Raw genomic sequence first — 24,576 nt, forward strand, 5'->3', positions numbered from 1 at the left:
GAGCCGGAAGGGGGGTGAGCGACGATGCGGGCGATCACGGGTCTGTGGCGCTGGCGGCACAATCCGCTGCGCCGCCGGACCGATGTGGCCGAGGGCTGGATCGCCCTGCTGGCGCTGCTGCTGATCGTCGTCGCCGCGCCCACGGCCGGCTCCGTGGTCGGCGGCCTCGCCCAGGAGTCCCTCCAGGAGTCCGTACGGCAGCAGCGCGCGTCGCGGCACCAGGTGTGGGCGACCGTGGTCCGCAAGCTCGACGGGACACGGCTCGACGCCGACCCCGAGACCACCACGGGACGCGGCATACGGGCCCGCGTCCTGGCCGACTGGACCACCGCGGACGGCACCGCGCGCCGGGGTGCGGTCACGGTCGACCTGCTCAGCCCCGACCCGGGCACGCGTTTCCCGCTGTGGATCGACCGCCGGGGCCGGGCCGTGGCCCCGCCGCTGGACTCCGCGACGGCGTCGACGCATGCCGTGATCGCCGGGTTCGGCGCCGCGCTGCTCGCGATCGCCCTGATAGAGGCCGCCAGACGCCTGATCGTCTGGCGTATGGTCCGCCACCGGTACCTGAGTTGGGACCGGGCCTGGGACAAGGCGGGCCCCGACTGGGGCCGGACCGGCGCCGGCAGCTGACGGCCTTCCGGCTCCGGTCAACCCACCGTCCGCGCGCACGCTACGGTGGACCGGCCGAAGTCTTCGGCTGGGAGACCCGCGTACTACGAGGTGGGGGCACGTCAACACCATGGCACAGGGCACGGTCCAGGTGACGCACACCGGCACTTCGCGGTGGCGGCGCCGCACGGGTGAGTACGCGTCGCTCGCCGCCGCCCTGGAGGCCGCGGCGGACGGTGACGTCCTCACCGTCGCCCCCGGCACCTACCGGGAGAACCTCGTGGTGCAGCGGGCGGTGACCCTGCGCGGCCCCGAGGGCTCCCCCGGCTCGGTGCGGATCGCGCCGCTGGACGGTGTGCCGTTGACCGTGCGCGCCTCGGCGGTGGTCCTCGACCTCCATGTGGAGGGCCAGGACGCGGCGGCGCCCGCGCTGCTCATCGAGGAGGGCACCCCGGAGCTGTCCGGCGTGCGGGTCGTCACCCGCTCCGCCGCCGGTATCGAGGTGCGCGGCGGCGCCCGGCCCACCGTGCGGCGCTGCACGGTGGACAATCCCGCGGGCATCGGCATCGCCGTGCTCGACGGCGGGGGCGGGGTGTTCGAGGAGTGCGAGGTCGTCGCGGCCGGCCAGGCCGGCATCGCGGTGCGCGGCGGCGGCCACCCCCGCCTGGAGCGCTGCCGGGTGCACCACGCCTCCGGCTCCGGCCTGACGGCCACCGGGGAGAACTCCGCGCTGGAGGCCGTGGGTTGCGAGATCTACGAGGTGCGGGGCTCCGGGGTCCAGATCACCGGCCGGGCCACCGCTCACCTCACGGACTGCGATGTGCACCGGACCACGTCCGACGGGGTCACCCTCGACACGGACGCCGTGCTGACCCTCGCGGACTGCCGGATCCACGACGTCCCGGAGAACGCGGTCGACCTGCGATCCCGGTCGGTGCTCACCCTGACCCGTACGACGGTCCGTCAGTTCGGGCGCAACGGCCTGTCCGTGTGGGACCCGGGCACCCGCGTCGACGCCAACCAGTGCGAGATCTTCGACAGCACCGGCGACTACCCGGCGGTGTGGGTCAGCGACGGCGCCACCGCGGTGCTGGACTCCTGCAGGGTGCACGACGTGCCGGACGCGCTGTTCGTCCTCGACCGGGGCTCCCGCGCGGACGTCGTGGACAGCGATCTGTTCCAGGTGCGGAACACCGCGGTGTCGGTGAGCGACGGCGCCACCGCCCAGCTCGACGACTGCCGTATCCGGGAGGCCGCGACGGGCGCCTGGTTCCGTGACCACGGCAGCGGCGGCACACTCAGCAACTGCACGGTGGACGGCACGCAGACCGGGGTCATCGTCACCAAGGGCGCCGACCCGACGATCGAGCGCTGCACCGTCGACTCCCCGGCGGAGGCCGGCTTCTACGTCTCGGCGGGCGGCCGCGGCACCTTCACCAACTGCCGGGTCAGGGGCAGCGCGGGCTACGGCTTCCATGTGATCGACGGCTGCCGTACGACACTGCGCAAGTGCCGTACGGAGCGCTGCGCGCGCGGGGGTTACGAGTTCGCGGACGGTGCCGGGGACGGGCCGGGCACAGGTCCGGACGTGGAGGACTGCACGAGCGACGAGAGCGGGAGCCTGCGGCAGCAGCCGTCGGCGCCGGAGCCCGTGGTGCAGACGGCGCACCAGGCGCCGGGCGGTCTGCTCGGCTCGGTCCCGGGCCCGCGCGGCACCGGGGAGGAGCCCGCGGCCCCCGACACGCGGCCCGGTGAGCCGTCCCGCACCTCCCAGGACGTCCTCGGTGAACTCGACGCGCTGGTCGGCCTGGAGAGCGTCAAGCGCGAGGTGCGGGCCCTCACCGACATGATCGAGGTGGGCCGCCGCCGCCGCGAGGCCGGGCTGAAGGCGGCCTCGGTCAAGCGCCATCTGGTGTTCACGGGCTCCCCCGGCACCGGCAAGACGACGGTCGCCCGGCTCTACGGGGAGATCCTCGCCTCCCTGGGCGTGCTGGAGAAGGGGCATCTGGTGGAGGTGTCCCGGGTCGACCTGGTCGGTGAGCACATCGGCTCGACGGCGATCCGTACGCAGGAGGCGTTCGAGAAGGCGCGCGGCGGTGTGCTGTTCATCGACGAGGCGTACGCGCTGTCTCCGGAGGACTCGGGCCGGGACTTCGGCAAGGAGGCCATCGACACCCTGGTGAAGCTGATGGAGGACCACCGGGACGCGGTCGTCGTCATCGTGGCGGGCTACACGGCCGAGATGGAGCGGTTCCTCCAGGTCAACCCCGGTGTGGCGTCCCGGTTCTCACGGACCATCACCTTCAGCGACTACGGCCCCGAGGAGCTGCTGCGGATCGTGGAGCAGCAGGCCGAGGAGCACGAGTACCGGCTGGGCCCGGGGGTCGCCGAGGCGCTGCAGAAGTACTTCACGGTGCTTCCCAAGGGGCCCGCGTTCGGCAACGGCCGTACGGCCCGGCAGACGTTCGAGGCGATGGTGGAGCGGCACGCGGGCCGGGTCGCCCAGCTCGCCGAGCCCAGCACGGACGATCTGACGCTCCTCTACGCCGAGGACCTGCCCGAGCTGGGCTGACCGGGCGCCTCGGCGGCCCGGGTCAGCTCTCGGGGCGCTGCCCCGGCACCTCCGGTCCCAGCCGCCCGAGCAGCCGCTGCCGTTCCTCCGCGAAGGCGGGGTCGGCCTGGTAGTCGCTGTGACCGTGGATCGGCGCGGGCAGCGGGTGTGCGGCGGTGCGCCCGTAGGCCAGCGGATCCTTGAGGGCCTCGCGGTCCACGGCGGGTCCGGCGTCGCCGGGCAGGCGGACGGGCCCGCCGATGGGGTCGGTGGGCCGGTGCAGATTGCGCCAGCAGTCCACCTCGGCGTGCAGCGCGGTGAGCGCGTCGGGGCCGAAGTGGGCGGGGAACCAGCGGCCGTACAGGCGTTCCAGCGGGGAGCCGTAGGTGAGCAGCGCGACCCGCCGGCGGTCGGCCGGGGTGAGCTGCCAGGCCGCGGCCGCCGCGAGGACGCTGCCCTGGGAGTGCCCGGAGAGGACCAGCCGGCGGCCCTCTCCGGCCCGGGTCCAGGTGGCGATGCGCCAGGTCAGGTCGGGCACCGCGCGTTCGGCGTAGCAGGGCGGCGCGAAGGGGTGCGCGGCGCGCGGCCAGAAGGTGCCGACGTCCCAGAGGATGCCGATGGTGCGGCGGGCGGAGGCGTCCTTGTAGGCGCGCCGGCCCCAGGTGACGAAGAGTATGAAGCCGAAGCCGATCAGCCAGGAGCCGATCGCCTGCGCGGTCTGGGCGGCCCCGTGGACGACGGCGTACGTGCCCTCCGCGGTCTCGCCCGGGGTGTCCCCGGTGATCAGCGCCCCGGCGAGGGCGCCGGCGCCCAGCAGCAGGGTGGCGACGGCGGTGACGGCGACGACGAGGGGCGCGCGGTCGGTGAGGGTGGCCATGGCGCGGGTGCTGGCGATGCGGCGGGTGCGGGCGCTGTCGTGGGGCTCGCCCGCGTAGTCGCTTTCGACGGCGGCGAGTTCGGCGCGGCGCAGCAGCCAGGCGCGCCGCGCGAGCAGGGCGCAGAGCAGCAGCAGGAGGACCAGCAGGGGCGGGATGACGGAGGCCTGCCAGGTCAGCAGGACGGGTGGGCCGGGGAGGGAGGCGCGGGTGCCGTCCAGCCAGTCGGCGACGCGCTGGGAGACGCCGCCGGACATCACACCGCCGAGGGCGCAGGCCAGCATCACCACGGCGGGTCCGCCGAGACCGCGCAGGGCGGCGCGCGGGTCGGGTGCCGTGCGGTGCAGGAGGTGCGCGACGACGGCGAGGACGACGGCGGTCAGGCCCTGCATGAGGGCGATGGCGCCGAAGGTGGCGTCGCCGGGGAGGCGCCCGGCCGACTGCCAGCCGGGGCGATCCCATCCGGCGTAGACGAGGGTGAGCACGAGCAGGGCGAGCGCGGCGAGCGGCAGCCGGCGGACCAGATGGGCGTCGAGTTCGCGGTCGAGGCGGTTCTCGCTGCGGCCCCGGCGGCACACCACCCACACGACGGCGGCCGCACCGGTGACGAGGGCGGCGTCGAGGAGCCAGCCGAGCACGTCGAGGAGGGCGGGTCCGCCGGGGCGGCGGTCGAAGCGGGCCGCGGCCGAGCCGACCGCCGCGGCGACCGTCAGCAGTCCGGCGGCGGTGTGCGCGGCGCGCAGCCGGGCGACCAGGCGGCGGCCGTACCAGAAGCCGGGGCGGCCCAGGGCGCCGCCGGCCGTCTCGTCGGGCTCGGGCTGCTGGAAGAGAGGCTGCTGGGACTCGTAGGCGCTCCAGGTGCGGCGGGAGAGGTACCAGAGGAGTCCGGTGAGGGCCGTGGGCACCACGGCGGCGAGGGCGAGTCTGCGGCCGGGTGCGCTCCACCAGCCGCCGTCCGACAGGAAGCCCAGCCAGCTGTGCCGGCCCGCGCAGTCGGGGGTGCCGGCGCACTGCCAGGCCGTGAGGTCCAGGGCGACCTCGCAGGCGGCGGCGACGAGCAGCACGGTCAGGCTGAGCGCGGCGAGCCGGACGAGCAGGCCGTACAGGCGGATCGTGCGGGTGCGGTCGCGGGCGGCGGGGCGCATCCAGTGGGCGAGGTTGACCACCATGAAGGGCAGCAGGAGCAGCCATAACGCGCGGGCGCTGTTGCCGGAGGTGAGGTTGCACCAGACGTACGCCTCGGGCACCGGCCGGCCCCGGTAGTCGTCGGGCCGGTCCTCGGCGTCGACGTCGTCGGCGCGGCGGAAGACGGCGGCGGTGTCGTCGCCGGTGATCCGCTGGGTCCGCGGATCGTCCAGCATCTGCTGGGGTGTGGTGCCGCCGACGCCGTGGACGAGGAGTTCCAGGGCGATCCTGGCCTCCCCGGCGCAGGATCCGGCTGTCAGCGGTGCGGTGTCCGCGCTGTTCGCGGCGGCGTGTCTGTCCGTGCGGCCCATGTCGGCGGCTCCCCCGTGAGCGCTGAGGCGTGTGTCCGTGCGGGCACAGGATCTCCGTTTCCGGACCGCCGTACACCTCTCGTCACGGAATCTCCCCGGTGCGTGCGCGGGGCGGCCGGAGGGGGCGTCCGAATGTGGCATGCACGCGTCGGGGCGACCGGTGGCGCGGGTGGGGGCGGCCCGTGCGAGGATGGGTCGTCCCGCGCCCGGGCAGGGGCGAGAATGTCCTTGTCGGACAGGGTGGCCGGGGCAGGTCGGACGGCAGCGGCGAGAGGACCGGAGCGTACGTGAGCGAGAATCAGAACCTCCTCGCGGAGCAGCGACGCGCCCTGATCCTGGACGAGGTACGGCGCCGAGGCGGGGTGCGTGTCAACGAGCTGACCCGCAAGCTCGGCGTGTCGGACATGACGGTGCGCCGGGACCTCGACGCGCTCGCCCGGCAGGGCGTGCTGGAGAAGGTGCACGGCGGTGCCGTCCCGGTGGTCGAGGCGAGCACGCACGAGCCGGGTTTCGAGGCCAAGTCGGGTCTGGAGCTGACCGCGAAGGAGGACATCGCGCGGGCGGCGGCCGAGCTGGTCGTCCCGGGCAGCGCGATCGCCCTGTCCGGCGGCACGACGACGTACGCGCTGGCGCACCGGCTGGTCGACGTTCCCGATCTTACGGTGGTCACCAACTCGGTGCGGGTGGCCGATGTCTTCCACGCCGCGCAGCGCACGACCGGCCCCCGGCAGGGCGCGGCCACGGTCGTGCTGACCGGCGGGGTGCGCACCCCGTCCGACTCGCTGGTGGGGCCGGTCGCCGACCAGGCGATCGCGGCGCTCCACTTCGACATGCTGTTCCTGGGCGTGCACGGGATATCGGCCGAGGCCGGCCTGTCCACGCCGAATCTGGCGGAGGCCGAGACGAACCGCCGTCTGGTGCAGTCGGCGCGGCGTGTCGTGGTGATCGCCGACCACACCAAGTGGGGTGTGGTGGGCCTGAGTTCGTTCGCCTCGCTGGAGCAGGTCGACACCCTGGTGACGGACTCGGGGCTGGACGGCGGCGCCCGCGCGGAGATCGCGGAGCATCTGCGGCTGGTGGTGGCGGGCGAGCCCGATGAGGGTGCAGACATCTGAGGAGGCGCCAGCTAGGGTGACGCTGCCCGGTGCAGCGTCACCCACAGGGGGTTGTCGTCCATGGTTCATCTGCTGCGTGAGGTGGGGCTCGACTTCGTCGGGGCCGCCCCCGTACGGCATGTCTTCGCACGGGAGACGGCCGCGCCGCCCGAGGCGGTCTACACGGCGCTCGCCGAGGATGTGCCCGGGTGGACCCAGTGGTACGGCGCGGTCACCCTGGCCCGGCCGCTGGACGGCGGGGCGCGGCGCGAGATCCGGCTCAAGGGCGGTGCCCGCTTCGAGGAGACGGTCCTGGCGGCCGAACGCCCCGAGGTGTACGCCTACCGCATCGACCTGACGAACACACCGGGATCGCGGGCGATCGTCGAGGAGTGGCGGCTCACCCCGTCCGGCGCGGGCACCCGGGTCCAGTGGACCGTCGCGGTGGACGGCACCGCCCCCTTCAGGACCTCGGTGCGGCTGGCGCGCCCCGGTCTCAGCCGGGCGTTCCGGGGCGCGGTGGCCTCCCTGGACCGGCGGCTGGCCGCCTCGGGCTCCTGAACCGGCGCGCCGCGCGGTCTCACTCGGGCCAGACGCCGGTGGCGAGGACCTGCTCCAGGGCCGCCGCGTACGGCGTGATGTCCAGGCCCTGTTCGGCGAGCCAGGCGTCCGAGTAGTACTTGTCGAGGTACCGGTCCCCCGGGTCGCACAGCAGCGTCACCACGCTGCCCTGCCGCCCCACGGCCACCATCTCGGCGACGATCTTCAGCGCGCTCCACAGACCGGTGCCGGTGGAGCCGCCCGCCTTGCGGCCGATGGCCCGCTCCAGGGCGCGGACGGCGGCCACGCTGGCGGCGTCGGGCACCTTCATCATCCGGTCGACGGCGCCGGGCACGAAGCTCGGTTCCATCCGGGGCCGGCCGATGCCCTCGATCCGGGAGCCGCAGTCGCAGGTGACATGGGCGTCCCCGGTCGTCCAGCCCTCGAAGAAACAGGAGTTCTCCGGATCGGCGACGCAGATACGGGTGTCGTACTGCATGTAGTGCACGTAGCGGGCGAGGGTCGCGGAGGTGCCGCCGGTGCCGGCCGTGGCGACGATCCAGGCGGGCTCCGGATACCGCTCGAGCCGCAACTGACGGAAGATCGACTCGGCGATGTTGTTGTTCCCGCGCCAGTCCGTGGCCCGTTCCGCGTAGGTGAACTGGTCCATGTAGTGGCCGCCCGTCTCCACCGCGAGCCGGGCCGACTCCTCGTACATCCGGCGCGAGTCGTCCACGAAGTGGCACCGGCCGCCGTGGAACTCGATCAGACGGCACTTCTCGGCGCTCGTCGTGCGCGGCATGACCGCGATGAAGGGCACGCCGATCAGCTTCGCGAAGTACGCCTCGGAGACGGCCGTCGAGCCGCTGGACGCCTCGATCACCGGGCGGCCCGGCCGGATCCAGCCATTGCACAGTCCGTAAAGGAACAGCGAGCGGGCCAGCCGGTGCTTGAGGCTGCCGGTGGGGTGCGTCGACTCGTCCTTGAGGTACAGGTCGATGCCCCAGCGCTCGGGCAGCGGGAAGCGCAGGAGGTGGGTGTCGGCCGAGCGGTTGGCGTCGGCCTGCACCTTGCGCACGGCGTCTTTGAGCCAGGCCCGGTAGGCGGGATCGCTGCGGTCGACGTCGAGGGTCACGCCGGACGGGGTCTGCTGGACGGTGCTCACGGCGCTGCTCCTCGGGCTCGCGGCAGCGGCGACTCGCACTGCCGTCCCTTCGAGCATAGACATCTTCAGGACGCTTCTCACCTGCATAAACACACCTTTGAGAGGCTCAAAGTCACCCCTGGGCAGGCGGTCGCGGCGCACCCGGCGGGGGCGCATCCGCGCGAGTGCTCCGAGCGCCCCCGGCAAGGGGCACGCGCGCACTGGTGCGGGACGCGGGACGGGGGCAGACTGCACCCGACGGGGTGCACACTGGATCACGACCGGGGCCCGGCCGATGCCCGCGCGGAGGCGGGCCGGCCACCGAGACGCACGAGGGGGCGGGGCATGGCGGAGGCGGAGTTCACGGCCAAGGGCGTGCGGATCGGGAAGCGCCTGCGCTCCCTGACCCGGGCCGGGCAGGTGCGGATCAGCGAGGGCCGGCTGCAGTTGCTCACGAGCTACGGCACCGAGATCGACAGCGCGCCGGTGCAGGCGGTGCGCGCGTCCCGGCCCTGGTTCGCGCCGGACGACCGGGCGCTCGCCGACCTCAACGGCAAGCGGTACTCACTGACGTTGGGGGATCACGACCCCGCCCCGGGCGAGCCCGGACCGCCCGCCGCGCGCCGGTTCATCGAGGCCGTACGGAGGGCTGCGGGGCGTAACGGCTGAGTCACCGCGAGTTGCGTTACCGCGCCTCCTGCGCCACGCTGGTCTCACGTCACTCTGGGTTTACCGGCGATAACGCTGCGAACCAGCCCGCCGGCCACGACAGCAGGCGGCCGTTTCCTTCAAGCACCCTGCTGGATCCGTACTCCGTGTTCTTCCGGACCTCTTCAGTCGGGGAGTCGCAGCCGTGATCAGTTACCCAAGCAGGCACTGCGCGGTGGAGCTCCAAGCCCTGCCGTCGCGGATCGGCCAGGTCCGCAGAATCGTATCGGCGCAGTTGCGCTACTGGCATCTGGACCCGTTGATAGACCGCGCCGCGCTCGGTGTGACCGAGCTGCTGACCAACGTCCATCAGCACGCACGGCCGGACAAGACGTGCACCGTGGAGATCGAGCTGCTGCTCGACCGCCTCACGGTCTCCGTGCACGACCACGACCCCCGGCTCCCGGTCGTCGCCGACGCCGGGGACACCGAGGCGCTCGCCACCTGCGGGCGCGGGCTCGCGATGGTCGCGGCCCTCAGCGAGAGCTGGGGCGTACGGCCGGAGGGCGAGTCCGGCAAGGTCGTGTGGTTCTCGCTGCCGACGCCCGGCGCGGCGCCGTCCACGGCCGCGCGGCCACCGCGCCGCGTCACCGTGGAACAGCCCGTGCGCCGGCTCGCGGCCGTCGGACCACCGGTCGACCTGCGTCGGCCGGAACGCGCTCCCGCCCGGTCGGCCGTTGCCGGCTGACCGGGCGGTGAGGGGGTCACGGGGGCCGCCCCTGCTGCCGCGCACCCTCAGGTGTCACATGGGGCCGCCCTTGCCCGTGCGGCCGAACTCCTCGTTGAGGACGGACAGTCGGCGCCAGTACTCGTCCTCGTCGATCTCGCCGGAGGCGAACCGGTGGCCGAGGACGGTGATCGGCGAGCTGTCGTCGGGCCCCGTCGGCCGGGGTCCACGGCGCGGGCGCCATCCCGTGCGGCGCAGCAGCGTGATGCCGCCGACCACGACGGCCGCCCAGATCAGCGGGAAGAAGAGGATCCACGGGCCGGGCCCGCCGTCGGCGAAGTGCGCGAAGGTCTGCATGTCGGGTCATCTCCCGGGTGGTCGGGACGTTCCTGAGTGATGACTCGAGCTTCGCGCCGCGAGGGGGTCCGGGTCGTCGTACGGGCAGCGGCATCGCGCGTACCACCCGAGGAGTACGCCGTGGATTTCGGCGTCAGGTCCCGTCGGGCCGTTCGAGGTACGCCACGTTCTCCCGGTCCTCGGCGTCCGTGCCGGCCCCGGTGGCGAACCAGGCGTCGAGGATCTCCTTGAGCAGCGGCTCCGAGGTCAGGCGCAGGCTGAGGGCGAGGACGTTGGCGTCGTTCCAGCGCCGGGCGCCCTCCGCGGTGTAGGCGTCGGTGCACAGGGCCGCTCGGACGCCGGGCACCTTGTTCGCGGCGATCGACGCGCCCGTGCCGGTCCAGCAGCACACCACGGCCTGGTCGGCCGTGCCCTCCGCCACCTCGCGGGCCGCCGCCTGCGAGCAGACGGCCCAGCGCTCGTCGTCGCCGGGGCTGAGCGCGCCGTGCGCCCGCACGTCGTGGCCCCGCTCGCGCAGCTCGGAGACGAGGCGCCGCGCGACGGGTTCGTCCATGTCCGAGGAGACGGAGATCCGCATACCGAAAAGCCTACCGACCGCTACGCCGCCAGCGCGGTGAGCGGGTCGTCGAGCACCGGCTGCCAGGCCAACTCGGCGGCGCCGACCAGGCTGTTGTGGTCGAGGCTGCACGCGAGGATGGGGACGCCGCCGCTCTGCCCCCACAGGCTGCGGTCGGCGACGACCGCGCGCAGCCGGCCGGGGTCGGCGTCGAAGAGCGTGCGGTGCAGACCACCGAGGATGATGCGGTCGGGGTTGAGGATGTTGACCAGGCCGGCCAGGCCGAGGCCGAGCCGGTCGATGAGGGCCTCGGTGGCGGTGCGGACCGTCGGGTCGTCGTAGTGGTCCTGGATCAGGTCGATGGCCTGCTTCAGCAGCGACACCTCGGGGCCGGGCTCGCGGCCGGCCGCCGTGAGCAGGGCCAGCGGGTCGGCCTCGACGTCCAGGCAGCCGCGGCTGCCGCAGTGGCAGGGCCGGCCCTCGGGGTTGACGGTGAGGTGTCCGACCTCCAGGGCGAGCCCCGAACTCCCGGTGTGCAGACGGCCGTCCAGGACGAGCGCGCCGCCGACGCCCCGGTGCCCGGTGGCCACGCACAGCAGATCGCGGGCGCCGCGCCCGGCGCCGTGCCGGTGTTCGGCGAGCGCGGCCAGGTTGACGTCGTTGCCGGTGAACGCCGGTCCGGTGATCCCGGCCGCGCGTACGCACTCGGTGAAGATACGGCGGACGGGGGCGCCCACGGGCCACGCCAGATGCAGCGGGTTGAGGGCGAGGCCGTCCGGTTCAGCGACGGCGGACGGGACGGCGAGTCCGGCGCCGACACAGCGCCGGCCGGTCGCGCTCAGCAGGTCCGCGCCGGCCTCGACGACCGAGCCGAGCACCTTGGCCGGATCGGCCTCCACGGTCTCGCAGCCCGGGGCGGTGGCGACGATACGGCCGCCGAGGCCGACCAGCGCCGCCCGGAACCCGTCGGCGTGCACCTGGGCGGCGAGGACGACCGGGCCGTCCTCGGCGACGGACAGCCGGTGCGAGGGCCGCCCCTGGGAGCCGGCCGCCGCGCCCGGCCGGGCGTCGACCCGGATCAGCCCGAGCGCCTCCAGTTCGGCGGCGACCACCCCGGCCGTGGCCCGGGTGACGCCGAGTTCGGCGGTGAGGACGGCGCGGGTGGGGGCGCGCCCGGTGTGCACGAGCTCCAACGCGGGCCCGAGCGCACCGCGCCCCCGCTCCAGTCGCGTCCTCGGGGTGGTGGTCCCTTCCCCCGCCGGCCGGGGGTCCGCCTTGCCGCTCATGAGGGCGAGTCTCCCATGATCCCGGAACGCCGTGACCTACAGGCCGCTCACTCTCAGCGTGAGGTTCAGCCGCCCCGTGAGACCGAGCTCCGGGGGCGCCGTGCCCGGGTGCACGGTGGGCACCCCGTGGTAGGCGAGCCGCGCGGGGCCGCCGAATACGAAGAGGTCGCCGCTGCGCAGTTCGACGTCCGTGTACGGCCGGGTCCGGGTCTCGGTGTTGCCGAAGCGGAAGACGCAGGTGTCGCCGAGGCTCAGGGAGACCACGGGCTGCGGCGACCGCTCGTCGGCGTCGCGGTGCATGCCCATCCGGGCCTCGGCGTCATAGAAGTTGATCAGCGCGATGTCGTAGGGGCCGGCCTCCTCGCCGAGGGCGTCGCGGACCGCGCCTCGGGCCAGTTCGTCCAGCCACTCCGGGAACGGCTTGACCGGGGCGCCGTCGCCGTCGACGGCCGTGGGGGCGTAGCCGTAGGGGTACCAGTGCCGGCCGAGGCACACCTGCCGGGCCGTCATCGTGCCGCCGCCGGGGGTGCGGACGGTGCGCAGGCCGGCCGGGGGGCGGGCCCAGACCCGGCAGGCGTCCAGCAGCTCGCGCTGCGCGGCGGCGTCCAGCCAGTCGGGGACGTGCACCGCGCCCGGCGCGACGACGGTGCGCTCCCGCGGGAACAGCTCGGCGTCCATGTCCCCCATCCTCCCCCACGGTCCTCGCCTACGGTCAGGCGTCGCGGCTCGGGTGCGGGCGGGCGCCCGTGGTCGATCCGGCGTCGCAGCTCGGGTGCGGGCGGGCGCCCGTGGTCGCTTAGCCTTGACGCACGATGAACGACCGGATGACGACGCCCTGGGGCGCTCTCGCGCTGACCCGCTTCCCCGAGGACCCCCGCGACAGGCTGCGCGCCTGGGACGCCTCCGACGAGTACCTTCTGGCGCACCTCGCCGAGCAGGACGTCCCGCTGTCGGGCACGGTCGTGGTCGTCGGCGACCGCTGGGGCGCCCTGGTCACGGCGCTGGCGGCGCACCGGCCGACCCAGATCACGGACTCCTGGCTGGCGCAGGAGGCCACCCGGGCCAACCTCGCGCGGCAAGGCGTCGAGCCGGGGGCGGTCCGGCTGCTCACGACCCAGGACCCGCCGCCGGCGCGGATCGACGTGCTGCTGGTGCGGGTGCCGAAGAGCCTGGCGCTGCTGGAGGACCAGCTGCTGCGGCTGGCGCCCTCCGTGCACGAGGGCACGGTCGTGGTGGGCACTGGCATGGTGCGGGAGATCCACACGTCCACGCTGGAGCTGTTCGGACGCATCCTCGGGCCGACCCGGACGTCGCTGGCGAAGCGGAAGGCCCGCCTGATCTTCTGCACGCCCGAGCCGTCGGTGGAGCGGCCCGCGAACCCGTGGCCGTACACCTACACGCTGCCGGACGGGGTGGGGGCCGTGTCCGGGAGTACGGTCGTCAATCACGCGGGGGTGTTCTGCGCCGACCGGCTGGACATCGGCACGCGGTTCTTCCTGGCGCATCTGCCGGGCGGGCGCGGGCCGCGGCGGGTGGTGGACCTGGGCTGCGGCAACGGCGTCGTGGGGACGGCGGTGGCGCTGGCGAACCCGGAGGCCGAGGTGCTGTTCGTCGACGAGTCGTTCCAGGCGGTGGCGTCGGCGGAGGCCACCTTCAAGGCGAACGGCGTCCCCGGGCACGCCGAGTTCCGGGTGGGCGACGGGATGGCGGGGGTGCCGGCGGGCAGTGTCGACCTGGTGCTGAACAATCCGCCGTTCCACTCCCACCAGGCGACCACCGACGCGACGGCCTGGCGGATGTTCACCGGGGCGCGGCGGGCGCTGCGGCCGGGCGGTGAGCTGTGGGTGGTCGGCAACCGGCACCTCGGCTACCACGTGAAGCTGCGGCGGCTGTTCGGGAACAGCGAAGTGGTCGCCTCCGACCCCAAGTTCGTGGTGCTGCGGGCGGTCCGCCGCTAAGGCGTGCCGGCCAGGAGGGTGATGATCCGGGCGACCGCGCGCACCATCGCCTCCCGTCCCACGCTGAGGTACGTGCGCGAGTCGACGGCGTCCGGGTGGGCGGCGAGGAATTCGCGGATCGCGGTCGTCATCGCGAGATTGAGGGCGGTGCCGACGTTCACCTTGGCGATGCCGCCCACGACGGCCTCGGTCAGCTCGCCGTCGGGGACGCCGGAGGAGCCGTGCAGGACGAGGGGGACGTCGAGGGCGGCGGACAGGCGCTTGAGCAGGGTGTGGTCGAGAGTGGCGGTGCGGGTCGTCATGGCGTGCGCGCTGCCGATGGCGACGGCGAGGGCGTCCACGCCGGAGTCGGCGACGAACGCGTGCGCCTCCGCCGGGTCGGTGCGGGCGCCGGGGGCGTGCGCGTCCAGGGGCGGCTCGCCGTTCTTGCCGCCGAGGCGGCCCAGCTCGGCCTCGATCCACAGGCCCTGGGCGTGCGCCCAGTCCGCGGCGGCCTTGGTCGCGGCGAGGTTGTCGAGGTAGGGCAGCCGGGCCGCGTCGTACATCACGGAGCTGAATCCGGCGGCGGGCGCCTGGCGCAGCAGGTCGTCGCTCTGGACGTGGTCCAGGTGCAGGGCGACGGGGACGTCCGCGCGTTCGGCGGCGGCGACGGCCGCGCGGGCGAGCGGCAGCAGCCGTCCGTAACGGAACTTGACGGCGTTCTCGCTGACCTGGAGGACGACGGGTGAACCGGCGCTCTCCGCGCCGGCGACGACGGCCTCGATGTGCTCCAGGGTGATGACGTTGAACGCGGCGACGGCGGAACGGTCGGCGGCGGCGCGGGTGACGAGCTCACCGGTGGTCACGAGGGGCACGGCCTGTCCTTTCTGGGCGGGCGGCGGGCGTGGACGGGCGCGGTGCGTCAGGGGGTGAGGATCACCGAGCGGGTGAGGTGGCGCGGCCGGTCGGGGTCGAGGCCGCGCGCCGCGGCGACGGCGACGGCGAGGCGCTGGGCGCGGACCAGTTCGGCGAGCGGGTCGAGCCGGCCCTCGATCCACTGGGCGCCGGTGGCGCGGACCTGCTCGGCCAGCCCTTCGGGGGCCTCGCCGAACATCCAGGTGGCGGTGCCGGTGGTGGTGACGCTGATGGGGCCGTGCCGGTACTCCATCGCCGGGTACGCCTCGGTCCAGGACAGCGACGCCTCGCGCATCTTCAGGGCGGCCTCGTTGGCGAGACCGACGGTCCAGCCCCGGCCCAGGAAGGTGAACTGGCTGGATGCTACGAGGCCTTCGGGGAGGTCGGCGGCGAGCGCGGTGCGCGCGTCGGCCACAGCGGTGTCGGGGTGCCGGCCGAGGTGTGCGCGGAGCAGGGTGAGCGCGGTGGTGGCGAAGCGGGTCTGTACGACGGAGCGTTCGTCCGCGTAGTCGAGGACCACGACGTCGTCGGCGGCGCTCATCACGGGGGTGTCCGGGTCGGCAGTGATCGCCGTGGTGCGGGTGCGTCCTTCGGCCCGCTCCAGCAGGTCCAGCACCTCGGTGGTCGTGCCGGAGCGGGTGAGGGCGAGGATCCGGTCGTAGGCGCGGCCGTGCGGGAACTCCGACGCGGCGAAGGCGTCCGTCTCTCCGCCGCCGGTCCCTTCGCGCAGCGCTGCGTAGGCCTGCGCCATGAAGTACGAGGTGCCGCAGCCGACGACCGCGACCCGCTCCCCCGGCTCCGGCAGCCTCGCGCCCGCGTCCGAGGCGTCCGCCGCCGCACGGGTCCAGCACTCCGGCTGGCTGTTGAGCTCGTCCTCGACGTACGTCATGCCGCCACCCCTCCCGGCCCTGCATCCAAGATGCTCGTTCTTGCAAGATATAGCGAGTTTTCAAGCAGGATCAAGCAAAACGGGGGAACGGGCGTGCGCTAAGGTCACGGGAGATCGACGGATTGGAGGGCGGATGTCGCGCGACGCCCGCTGGAAGGCGCTCCTGGACCTGCTCGTGGATCGGGGACGGCTGGACGTCGAGGAGGCGGCCGCCGAACTGGAGGTGTCCGCCGCCACGATCCGCCGCGACTTCGACCAGCTCGCCGCCCAGCAGATGCTGGTCCGCACCCGGGGCGGCGCGGTCGTGCACGGGGTGTCGTACGAGCTGCCGCTGCGCTACAAGACGGCCCGCAACGCCTCCGAGAAGCAGCGCATCGCCGCCGCGGTGGCCGACCTCCTGGCGCCCGACGAGGCGGTCGGGCTGACCGGTGGCACGACCACGACCGAGGTGGCCCGCGCCCTCGCCGTACGCGGCGACCTCACCTCGGGCACGCCCGCGCTGACCGTCGTCACCAACGCGCTCAACATCGCCAACGAGCTCGCCGTACGGCCCCAGTTCAAGATCGTGCTGACCGGCGGGGTCGCGCGCCCGCAGTCGTACGAGCTGATCGGGCCGCTCGCGGACGGGGTGCTGTCCCAGATCACCCTGGACGTGGCCGTGCTCGGCGTGGTGGCCCTCGACGTAACGCATGGTGCGGCCGCGCACGACGAGGCGGAGGCGGCGATCAACCGGCTGCTGTGCGAGCGCGCCGAACGCGTGGTCGTGGCGGCCGACTCCAGCAAGCTGGGCCGGCGGGCCTTCGCCCGGATCTGCGCGGTGGACACGGTGGACACCCTGGTCACCGACACGGCGGCCGACCCGGAGCTGGTACGCGGCTTCGAGGAGGCCGGCCTGCGGGTCCTCACGGTCTGAGCGGCCGTGACGGCGCCGGTCCGCGCGATTGCTTCTACGCTGGGAGCGAGGCGTACCCCCTAGGAGGCTGCGATGAGCACGACTCCCGTCGAGGCGGACGCGCCCGGGGCGAAGGGCTATGTGCCGATCGCCGACCACGGGCTGATCGGTGATCTGCGCAGTGTCGCCCTGGTGGGTGTGGACGGCACCATCGACTGGTACTGCTGCGGGGCCTTCGACGCCCCGAGCGTCTTCGCCTCGATCCTGGACACCGAGCGCGGGGGGTGCTTCGAGCTGGCGGCGGCGGTGCCCGCTCGCACCAAGCAGTTCTACTTCCCGGACACCAACGTCCTGATCACCCGCTTCTTCACCGAGGACGGCGTCGGTGAGATCCAGGACTTCATGCCGGTCGGCGGGACTTCGGCCGAGACGGACCGGCACCGGCTGTTCCGGCGTGTGGTGTGCGTGCGCGGGTCCATCCCGTTCCGCACCCGGATCGCGCCCCGCTTCGGCTACGGCGCCGATGCGCATACCCTGCGCATGATCGACGACGTCGCGGTCTTCGAGTCCGCGAAGCTGTCGCTGGGGCTGACCTCGACCGTGCCGCTGGAGATCGACGGCGCCGACGTGCACGCCGAGTTCAAGATCGCCGAGGGTGAGGGGGCGGTGTTCGCCCTGGACCAGGTCGGCGGCGAGGTGACCCCGCGGCGGTGCGCGTGGACCGAGGCGGAGGACGAGTTCAACGACACGGTGGCGTACTGGCGGCGCTGGCTGTCCTCCTCCCGGTACCGGGGCCGCTGGCGGGAGATGGTGCACCGCTCGGCCCTCACCCTGAAGCTGCTCACCTACGCCCCGACCGGCGCCATCGTGGCCGCGCCGACCACCAGCCTGCCCGAGCAGGTGGGCGGCGAGCGCAACTGGGACTACCGGTACGCCTGGGTGCGCGACGCCGCCTTCGCCGTGTACGCCATGCTGCGGCTCGGGTTCACCAGCGAGGCCGAGGCGTTCATGCGGTTCCTGAGCCGGCACATCACCCCGGGCGACGGCCACGGCTCGGGACCGCTGCAGATCATGTACGGCATCGACGGCCGCACCGACCTGCCCGAGCGCGAGCTCGGCCATCTCGAAGGGCATCTGTGCTCGGCGCCGGTCCGGGTCGGCAACGGCGCCGTCGGCCAGCTCCAGCTCGACATCTACGGCGCGCTGATCGACTCCGTCTACCTGTACGACAAGTGGGCGCAGCCGATCTCCAGCGACCAGTGGGACGACGTGTGCGGCCTGGTCGACTGGGTGTGCACACACTGGGACCAGCCCGACGAGGGGATCTGGGAGACGCGGGGCGGGCGCCGGAAGTTCCTCTACTCCCGGCTGATGTGCTGGGTGGCGATCGAACGGGCCATCCGGATGGCGCTGCGGCGCGGCCTGCCCGCCGACCTGGCCCGCTGGCAGGGCTGCCGGGACACCATCTACCGCCGGATCATGCGCCACGGCTGGTCCCAGTCCCGGCAGGCGTTCGTCCAGCACGAGGACACCGACGTACTGGACGCGGCCGTCTTGATGATGCCGTTGACGAAGTTCATCGCGCCGACGGACCCCAAGTGGCTGTCCACGCTGGACGCGCTCAGCGAGGAGCTGGTGTCCGACTCGCTGGTCTACCGGTACGACCCCCGGGTGAGCCCGGACGGGCTGCGCGGCGACGAGGGCACGTTCTCCATCTGCTCCTTCTGGTACGTGGAGGCCCTGGTGCGCGCGGGCCGGCTGGACGAGGCCCGGCTGGCCTTCGAGAAGATGCTCACGTACGCCAACCATCTGGGCCTGTACGCCGAGGAGATCAGCCACACGGGCGAGCAACAGGGCAACTTCCCCCAGGCGTTCACGCATCTGGCCCTGATCAGCGCCGCGTTCAACCTGGACCGGGCGCTGGGCTGAGGCTCAGTGCCCGTGCCCCGACTCGTCGGCGTGGGGCTCGTCGATGCCTTGCGCGGCGCCGGCGCGGACGGTGAAGGCGGCGGTGTGGACCTTGCCCTCGTGCTTGAAGTCCAGGAAGAGGCGGTAGCTGTCGGCGCTCGGTGCCGTGGCCGTGAAGGAGACCTCCGGGCCGGGCTTCGTGGTGCCGTCGCCGGGCTCGCCGTTGGGGTGGACGTGGAGGTAGGCGAGGTCGCCGGAGCGCAGGGCGACCAGGTGGCCGTAGGCGCCCAGGTAGGGCTGGAGGTCGGTCACGGGGCGGCCGTCGCGGGACACCTTCAGCTTGAGCTCGCCCTCCTTGCCCGGCCGCAGGCCGCCGTCGAGCCGGACCTCGTAGCCGTCGACCTTCGCGGTGCTGTTCGGGGCGGGGAGCCGCTGCGGCTCGTAGGGGCCGGAGGCCGCGAGGTCCGCGCCGAGGGTGAGGTTCTCGGCGCCCTTCCTCGCCGGGGTGAAGTCGGCGAAGACCCGGTAGCCGCCCGCCCGCGGCAGGTCCACGGGGATGCTCCAGGTGCCGTCGGCGGCGCGGGTGGGGTGCAGATGGCGGTAGGTGCCCAGGTCGCGTGAGGCCACGATCAGGTGCAGCTCCTTCTCGTGCTCGCGCTGGTACGCGGTGACCGCCCGGCCCGCGCTGTCGCGGATCACGAAGCTCAGCTTCGAGCGCTCGCCGGCGGCGACCCTCGGGGTGGCGAGGTCGAGGGTGTAGCCGCCCTCGGAGATCTGCAGTCCCCCGGCCGGCTTCGCCTCATGCCCGCCGTGTTCACCCTCCTGCGCCGGCTCCGACGAGACCCTCGGGTGGGTTTCGTGGCGGGCGGGCGCGGCGTCCTCGACAACGGGGTCGAACGCCTGGCCGACGCCGTAGGCCGTGCCGAATGTCGCGGCCAGCGCGGCGGTGAACGCGGTGATCCTCAGTCCGGCATGCATGGCGGTCTCCTGCGGGTCGGATGCTGCTGCGTCGTGTCCTTCGATGCACCTCACCATACCCCTGGGGGGTATCAAGTCAAGTCGGGAAGGAGACTTGCCTCGGCTACCCCCCGGGGGTATACATGGACTCCGGCGAGGGTACCCCCGCCCCGTATCCAGGTCGATCACCGGCCCCCTGCCAAGGAGGAACGCATGTCCACCACCACGTACGCCGTCTCCGGGATGAGCTGCGGCCACTGCCGGGCCACGCTCACCGAGGCCATCGGCGGGCTGGACGGCGTCACCGGAGTCGACGTCGATCTCGCCACCGGACTGGTCACCGTCACCAGCGCCGCCGAGCCGGACGACGCACGCGTGGCCGCCGTCGTGGACGACGCCGGCTACGAGCTCACCGGCCGCGCCGCCTAGACCCCACATTTCTCACCAGGAGCAGCGATGACCACCACCGCGACCGGCCCGACGAGCGACGTGGAGCTCGCCATCGGCGGCATGACGTGCGCCTCGTGCGCGGCACGCGTCGAGAAGAAGCTGAACCGCATGGAGGGCGTGACCGCCACCGTCAACTACGCCACCGAGAAGGCCAGGGTCAGCTTCGCCGCCGGGGTCTCCGTCCAGGACCTGATCTCCACCGTCGAGGCGACCGGGTACACCGCCCGGGAGCCCGAGCCGCCCGCCGCCGACACACCGGCGGGCGAGGGCGGAGAGGAGGGCGAGGACGACGGCTTGCGGTCGCTGCGGCAGCGGCTGGTGACGGCGGTGGTCCTGGCGGTGCCCGTCGTGGCGATGGCGATGGTCCCGGCCCTGCAGTTCGAGTACTGGCAGTGGTTGTCGCTCACCCTGGCGGCGCCCGTGGTGACGTATGCCGCCTGGCCCTTCCACCGGGCCGCGTTCACCAATCTGCGGCACGGCGCCGCCACCATGGACACCCTGATCTCGGTCGGCACGTCCGCCGCGTTCCTGTGGTCGCTGTGGGCGCTGTTCCTGGGCACGGCCGGTGAGCCCGGTATGACCCACCCCTTCGAGCTGACGATCGCCCGCGGCGACGGCTCGGGGAACATCTACCTGGAGGCGGCCGCCGGTGTCACCGCCTTCATCCTGGCCGGGCGCTACTTCGAGGCCCGTTCCAAGCGCAAGGCGGGCGCGGCGCTGAAGGCCCTGCTGGAGCTGGGCGCCAAGGACGTCACCGTCCTGGGGCCGGACGGCACCGAACGGACCGTGCCGGTCGGGCAGTTGGCCGTGGGCGACCGCTTCCTGGTCCGTCCCGGCGAGAAGATCGCCACCGACGGCACGGTGGTCGAGGGTTCCTCCGCGGTGGACGCCTCGATGCTGACCGGAGAGTCCGTGCCGGTCGAGGTCTCCGTCGGCGACCCGGTGACGGGCGCGACGCTCAACGCGGGCGGCCGGCTGGTCGTCGAGGCGACACGCGTCGGCGAGGACACCCAACTGGCGCGGATGGCCCGGCTGGTGGAGGACGCGCAGAACGGCAAGGCCGCCGCCCAGCGGCTGGCGGACCGGATCTCCGCCGTGTTCGTGCCGATCGTCATCGCCCTGGCGCTGGGCACCCTCGGCTTCTGGCTGGGCAACGGTGCCGGTACGGCCGCCGCGTTCACGGCGGCGGTGGCCGTACTCATCATCGCCTGCCCCTGCGCGCTGGGCCTGGCCACGCCGACCGCGCTGCTGGTCGGCACCGGGCGCGGCGCCCAGCTCGGCATCCTCATCAAGGGCCCCGAGGTACTGGAGTCCACGCGCCGGGTCGACACCGTCGTCCTGGACAAGACGGGCACCGTCACGACCGGCCGGATGACGCTGCTGGCCGTGCACACCGCCGCCGGCACCGAGGAGGAGGACGTGCTGCGGCTGGCGGGGGCGCTGGAGCACGCCTCCGAGCACCCGGTCGCCCGCGCGGTGGCCGAAGGGGCGCTGGCCCGGCTCGGATCACTGCCCACGCCCGAGGAGTTCGCGAACGTGCCGGGGCTCGGCGTGCGGGGCGTGGTCGAGGGGCACAGCGTGCTCGTGGGCCGCGAACGGCTGCTGACCGGCGAGGTGCCGGAGCTGCCGGAGGAGCTGCGGCGGGCCCTGGAGTCCGCCGAGGCGGCGGGCCGTACGGCGATCGTGGTGGCCTGGGGCGGCGCGGCACGGGCGGTGCTGGAGGTCGCCGACGCGGTGAAGCCGACCAGCCGGGAGGCTGTCGCACGGCTGCGCGACCTCGGTCTGACGCCGATGCTGCTGACGGGTGACAACCGTCGGGTCGCCCTGGCGGTCGCCGCCGAGGTCGGCATCGCGGTCGACGACGTGATCGCCGAGGTGCTGCCGCAGGACAAGGCCGACATCGTCAAGCGGCTGCAGGGCGAGGGCCGTTCGGTCGCCATGGTGGGTGACGGCGTCAACGACGCGGCCGCGCTGGCCCAGGCCGACCTGGGGCTCGCGATGGGCACCGGGACGGACGCGGCGATCGAGGCCGGCGACCTCACTCTCGTGCGCGGTGACCTGCGGGCCGCCGCCGACGCCATCCGGCTCGCCCGCCGTACGCTCGGCACGATCCGGTCGAACCTGTTCTGGGCCTTCGCCTACAACGTCGCCGCGCTGCCGCTGGCGGCGGCCGGGCTGCTCAACCCGATGATCGCGGGGGCGGCGATGGCCTTCTCCTCGGTGTTCGTGGTCGGCAACTCGCTGCGGCTGCGGTCCTTCCGCGCCACGGACTGAGCACGGGAAGGGACGGGAGGGGCGCCGCGGTCGCGGCGCCCCTCCGCCGTGTGCGGCCGGCTCAGCCGAACGCCTTCACGGCCTGGTAGTAGGTCCACGCCGTGCTGTTGCAGGCGGTATTGCTCGCGCCGCTGTATCCGGCGCACACGCGCTTGAGGTCTTCGTAGAAGGCGCTGTCCAGTCGGGACTTGTTGGCGCTGAACGTGCCCAGGGCCTTGTAGTTGCGATAGCCGAAGTCGTGCCGGGCACAGGACGTCTGGAACGGGAAGCCGAAGGGGTTGTCCGGGGACGAGGAGCAGTAGTCGGTGGACCAGTCGAATCCGTAGGCGGCCCAGGCGGACTGGTTGTTGCGGGCGGAGACCCAGGCGTTGTAGCTGGACGCGGACGTCTGCGTCCAACTGGACAGTACCTGGGGCTTGTCCGCGGGGGTGGCGGCCTGGGCGGCCGGTGCGAGGACGACGAGAGTCGCGACGGACACGGCCGAGGCGGCGAGCGTGGTGGTGAGTGTGCGGCGCATTTCCACACCTCCATGAGGCTGCGGTCCGCCCGTCGGACCGCAGGTTCATGACAAGATGATTGACACCTGAACGGTCGTTTACTCCGTTGCGGCTCAACAAACCGTCAACTCGGCGGACTTGACAGAGGTTCGGGGCACTCGGGGGAGGAATCCGGACGGCCCGGAACAGGGGGTCTCAGCGGTCTCCAGGGGCTCGCGCCGCTCAATCCGCCGTCCGGGCCCGCCCCTTGTCGAAGAAGCGGCCCAGCCGGCTCAGCGGCCAGGCGTTGATCACGTCGTCCGCGGTGAGCCAGCCGCGCTGTGCCGTGCCCACCCCGAAGCGCAGATTGGCCAGATGGGTCACCGCGTGGGCGTCGCTGTCGACGGCGAACCGCGCCCCGTGCCGCCGGGCCCGCGCGATGTCCTCGTCCCGCAGATCGAGGCGGTCCGGATGGGAGTTGATCTCCAGCGCGGTGCCGGTGCGCGCGCAGGCCTCGAAGACCGCGTCGAGGTCGGCGTCGACGCCGGGACGCCGGCCGATGAGACGGGTGGTGGGGTGCCCGATGATGTGGACGTGCGGGTTCTCGCAGGCCCGGATCAGACGGCGGGTCATCGTGGCGCGGTCCTGGTCGAAGTGCGAGTGCACCGAGGCCACGCACACGTCGAAGTCCGCCAGGAACTCGGCGGGCCAGTCCACCTCGCCGTCGGGGCCGATGTTCAGCTCCACACCGTGCAGCAGCCGCATCCCGCCGTACGTCCCCTCCAGCGCGCGGAGGCGGGCGCGCTGGGCGAGCATCCGCTCGGCCGTCATCCGCTGCATCGCCATGTCCGGGCCGTGGTCGGTGACGGCGTAGTAGGCGTGGCCCCGTGCGGCGGCCGCCGCGGCCATCTCCTCCAGCGGGGCGAGGCCGTCCGTCAGATCGGTGTGCGTGTGCAGATCGCCCCGGAGGTCCGACTCCTGGAGCAGGGCGGGCAGTTCGCCGCGCAGCCCGGCCTCGATCTCGCCCCGGTCCTCGCGCAGCGGCGGCGGGATCCACGGCAGGCCGAGCCGGGCGTAGACCTCCTCCTCGGTCTCGGAGACGATCCGCACCCCGCTCTCCACGTCGAACAGCCCGTACTCGGAGAGCTTGAGCTTCTGGCGGACGGCCAGCTCGCGGACGCGGATGTTGTGCGCCTTGGAGCCGGTGAAGTACTGCATCGCGGCGCCCCACGCGTCCGGCGGGACGACCCGGAGATCGACCTGGAGGCCCTGGGCGGTGCGGACCGACGTCTTCTTGTCGCCGCCCGCGACGACCTCCCGGACGTCGGGCAGCGCGGTGAAGGCCCGCATCACCGGGCCGGGCTCGGTGGCCGCGGCCAGGATGTCGACGTCGCCGATCGTCTCGCGGGCGCGGCGCAGCGATCCCGCGTAGGCGCAGCGCTCGCAGCCGGGCACCCGGGACAGCGCGGCGACGATGTCCTCGGCCAGTTCCAGGGCGACGTCGATCAGGACGCGGTCGCCGAAGGACCGCAGCAGGCGGATGCCGTGGAGGATCTTGGCCTCGGTCCGGGGCCCGAAGCCCTTGAGGTCGCGCAGCCTCTCCTGGGCGATGGCGTCCTCGAGTTCGTCGACGGTGGAGATGCCCAGCTCCCGGTGGAGGACGAGGGCCTTCTTCGGGCCGAGCGTCGGGATGGCGGTCAGCTGCCGGACCCCGGCGGGGACGCGCTCCCGCAGTTCCTCCACCGCCGCGATCCGGCCGGTGGAGAAGTACTCGACGACCTTCTCGGCGATGGACCGGCCGACGTTCGGGATCTCCTTGAGCTGGTCCACGTCGAGGGTGGACACGTCGACGGGGTGGGCGCCCAGGGCACGGGCCGCCTTCTCGTAGACACGTGCCTTGAACGCGTCGCCTCCCGTGAGGGGGATCAGGTCCGCGTACTCCTGGAGGAGCGCGGCCACCTCGTCGTTGGACCGGGCCACCCCTCCAGCGTAGGC

At 73.4% G+C, this 24,576-nt stretch carries 22 protein-coding genes; 11 read left to right on the forward strand and 11 right to left on the reverse strand.

Features of this window, described 5'->3' with window-relative positions; genetic code table 11:
- The first annotated feature begins 24 nt into the window (after positions 1–24).
- On the forward strand, positions 25–630 hold the full coding sequence (locus KBY32_RS08020; protein WP_115505911.1) for a hypothetical protein: 606 nt from the start codon (positions 25–27) through the stop codon (positions 628–630).
- 109 nt (positions 631–739) lie between these two features.
- Positions 740–3,181 carry a right-handed parallel beta-helix repeat-containing protein gene (locus KBY32_RS08025; protein ID WP_210979399.1) on the forward strand — a complete coding sequence of 814 codons (2,442 nt, stop codon included), beginning with the start codon at positions 740–742 and terminating at the stop codon, positions 3,179–3,181.
- 22 nt (positions 3,182–3,203) lie between these two features.
- Here the strand turns inward: KBY32_RS08025 and KBY32_RS08030 are convergent, their stop codons facing one another.
- Positions 3,204–5,531 (reverse strand): hypothetical protein, encoded by a 2,328-nt coding sequence (locus KBY32_RS08030; RefSeq protein WP_247689133.1) that lies wholly within the window; start codon positions 5,529–5,531, stop codon positions 3,204–3,206.
- Positions 5,532–5,818: 287 nt separating this feature from the next.
- Between KBY32_RS08030 and KBY32_RS08035 the strand changes: the two genes are divergently transcribed.
- Positions 5,819–6,646, forward strand: a complete 828-nt coding sequence (locus KBY32_RS08035; RefSeq protein ID WP_055619605.1) for a DeoR/GlpR family DNA-binding transcription regulator — start codon at positions 5,819–5,821, stop codon at positions 6,644–6,646.
- Between the two features lie 60 nt (positions 6,647–6,706).
- Positions 6,707–7,186 carry an SRPBCC family protein gene (locus KBY32_RS08040; protein ID WP_115505913.1) on the forward strand — a complete coding sequence of 160 codons (480 nt, stop codon included), beginning with the start codon at positions 6,707–6,709 and terminating at the stop codon, positions 7,184–7,186.
- 19 nt (positions 7,187–7,205) lie between these two features.
- Here KBY32_RS08040 and KBY32_RS08045 read toward each other — a convergent pair whose 3' ends face one another.
- A complete protein-coding gene (locus KBY32_RS08045; protein WP_055619603.1) occupies positions 7,206–8,330 on the reverse strand; it encodes a PLP-dependent cysteine synthase family protein in 1,125 nt (374 codons plus the stop codon).
- Between the two features lie 324 nt (positions 8,331–8,654).
- Here KBY32_RS08045 and KBY32_RS08050 point away from each other — a divergent pair, with 324 nt between their 5' ends.
- Together KBY32_RS08050 and KBY32_RS08055 are read left to right on the forward strand one after the other, a co-directional pair.
- Entirely contained in the window at positions 8,655–8,978 is a 324-nt protein-coding gene (locus KBY32_RS08050) for a hypothetical protein (protein ID WP_055619602.1), read from the forward strand.
- 184 nt (positions 8,979–9,162) lie between these two features.
- On the forward strand, positions 9,163–9,705 hold the full coding sequence (locus KBY32_RS08055) for an ATP-binding protein (RefSeq protein WP_079033433.1): 543 nt from the start codon (positions 9,163–9,165) through the stop codon (positions 9,703–9,705).
- A gap of 54 nt (positions 9,706–9,759) precedes the next feature.
- On the opposite strand, the gene KBY32_RS08060 is transcribed toward KBY32_RS08055, so the two are convergent.
- The 4 genes from KBY32_RS08060 to KBY32_RS08075 form a co-directional block, all read right to left on the reverse strand.
- Positions 9,760–10,041, reverse strand: a complete 282-nt coding sequence (locus KBY32_RS08060) for an SHOCT domain-containing protein (RefSeq protein ID WP_210979400.1) — start codon at positions 10,039–10,041, stop codon at positions 9,760–9,762.
- A gap of 133 nt (positions 10,042–10,174) precedes the next feature.
- Complete coding sequence (locus KBY32_RS08065; RefSeq protein ID WP_210979401.1) at positions 10,175–10,618, reverse strand: RpiB/LacA/LacB family sugar-phosphate isomerase; 444 nt, start codon at positions 10,616–10,618, stop codon at positions 10,175–10,177.
- A 20-nt stretch (positions 10,619–10,638) separates the two neighbouring features.
- A complete protein-coding gene (locus KBY32_RS08070; protein ID WP_079033432.1) occupies positions 10,639–11,883 on the reverse strand; it encodes an ROK family protein in 1,245 nt (414 codons plus the stop codon).
- Positions 11,884–11,919: 36 nt separating this feature from the next.
- Entirely contained in the window at positions 11,920–12,561 is a 642-nt protein-coding gene (locus KBY32_RS08075) for an alpha-ketoglutarate-dependent dioxygenase AlkB (protein WP_210979402.1), read from the reverse strand.
- A 146-nt stretch (positions 12,562–12,707) separates the two neighbouring features.
- Here KBY32_RS08075 and KBY32_RS08080 point away from each other — a divergent pair, with 146 nt between their 5' ends.
- On the forward strand, positions 12,708–13,841 hold the full coding sequence (locus KBY32_RS08080; protein ID WP_210979528.1) for a methyltransferase: 1,134 nt from the start codon (positions 12,708–12,710) through the stop codon (positions 13,839–13,841).
- Here KBY32_RS08080 and KBY32_RS08085 read toward each other — a convergent pair.
- A complete protein-coding gene (locus KBY32_RS08085; protein WP_210979403.1) occupies positions 13,838–14,695 on the reverse strand; it encodes a class II fructose-bisphosphate aldolase in 858 nt (285 codons plus the stop codon). The two genes, KBY32_RS08080 and KBY32_RS08085, sit on opposite strands and share 4 nt — an antisense overlap.
- 47 nt (positions 14,696–14,742) lie before the next feature.
- Positions 14,743–15,624 carry an SIS domain-containing protein gene (locus KBY32_RS08090; protein ID WP_210979404.1) on the reverse strand — a complete coding sequence of 294 codons (882 nt, stop codon included), beginning with the start codon at positions 15,622–15,624 and terminating at the stop codon, positions 14,743–14,745.
- Between the two features lie 133 nt (positions 15,625–15,757).
- Here KBY32_RS08090 and KBY32_RS08095 point away from each other — a divergent pair, with 133 nt between their 5' ends.
- Together KBY32_RS08095 and KBY32_RS08100 are read left to right on the forward strand one after the other, a co-directional pair.
- Positions 15,758–16,537, forward strand: a complete 780-nt coding sequence (locus KBY32_RS08095) for a DeoR/GlpR family DNA-binding transcription regulator (RefSeq protein ID WP_210979405.1) — start codon at positions 15,758–15,760, stop codon at positions 16,535–16,537.
- A 72-nt stretch (positions 16,538–16,609) separates the two neighbouring features.
- Entirely contained in the window at positions 16,610–18,445 is a 1,836-nt protein-coding gene (locus tag KBY32_RS08100) for a glycoside hydrolase family 15 protein (RefSeq protein WP_210979406.1), read from the forward strand.
- Positions 18,446–18,448: 3 nt separating this feature from the next.
- Here KBY32_RS08100 and KBY32_RS08105 read toward each other — a convergent pair whose 3' ends face one another.
- Positions 18,449–19,402, reverse strand: a complete 954-nt coding sequence (locus KBY32_RS08105) for a hypothetical protein (protein WP_210979407.1) — start codon at positions 19,400–19,402, stop codon at positions 18,449–18,451.
- A 192-nt stretch (positions 19,403–19,594) separates the two neighbouring features.
- Here KBY32_RS08105 and KBY32_RS08110 point away from each other — a divergent pair, with 192 nt between their 5' ends.
- Positions 19,595–19,810: a heavy-metal-associated domain-containing protein gene (locus KBY32_RS08110; protein ID WP_055619592.1), complete on the forward strand. Its 216-nt coding sequence runs from the start codon at positions 19,595–19,597 to the stop codon at positions 19,808–19,810.
- A 27-nt stretch (positions 19,811–19,837) separates the two neighbouring features.
- The gene (locus tag KBY32_RS08115; RefSeq protein WP_210979408.1) at positions 19,838–22,105 is read left to right on the forward strand and encodes a cation-translocating P-type ATPase; all 2,268 of its coding nucleotides are present in this window, start codon (positions 19,838–19,840) and stop codon (positions 22,103–22,105) included.
- Between the two features lie 61 nt (positions 22,106–22,166).
- Here the strand turns inward: KBY32_RS08115 and KBY32_RS08120 are convergent, their stop codons facing one another.
- Together KBY32_RS08120 and polX are read right to left on the reverse strand one after the other, a co-directional pair.
- Positions 22,167–22,622: a phospholipase gene (locus KBY32_RS08120; RefSeq protein WP_210979409.1), complete on the reverse strand. Its 456-nt coding sequence runs from the start codon at positions 22,620–22,622 to the stop codon at positions 22,167–22,169.
- Between the two features lie 202 nt (positions 22,623–22,824).
- Positions 22,825–24,561 (reverse strand): DNA polymerase/3'-5' exonuclease PolX, encoded by a 1,737-nt coding sequence (gene polX / locus KBY32_RS08125; protein ID WP_210979410.1) that lies wholly within the window; start codon positions 24,559–24,561, stop codon positions 22,825–22,827.
- Positions 24,562–24,576: the final 15 nt, after the last annotated feature.

Source organism: Streptomyces sp. RK62, assembly GCF_018070255.1.
Classification (GTDB): domain Bacteria; phylum Actinomycetota; class Actinomycetes; order Streptomycetales; family Streptomycetaceae; genus Streptomyces; species Streptomyces nigra.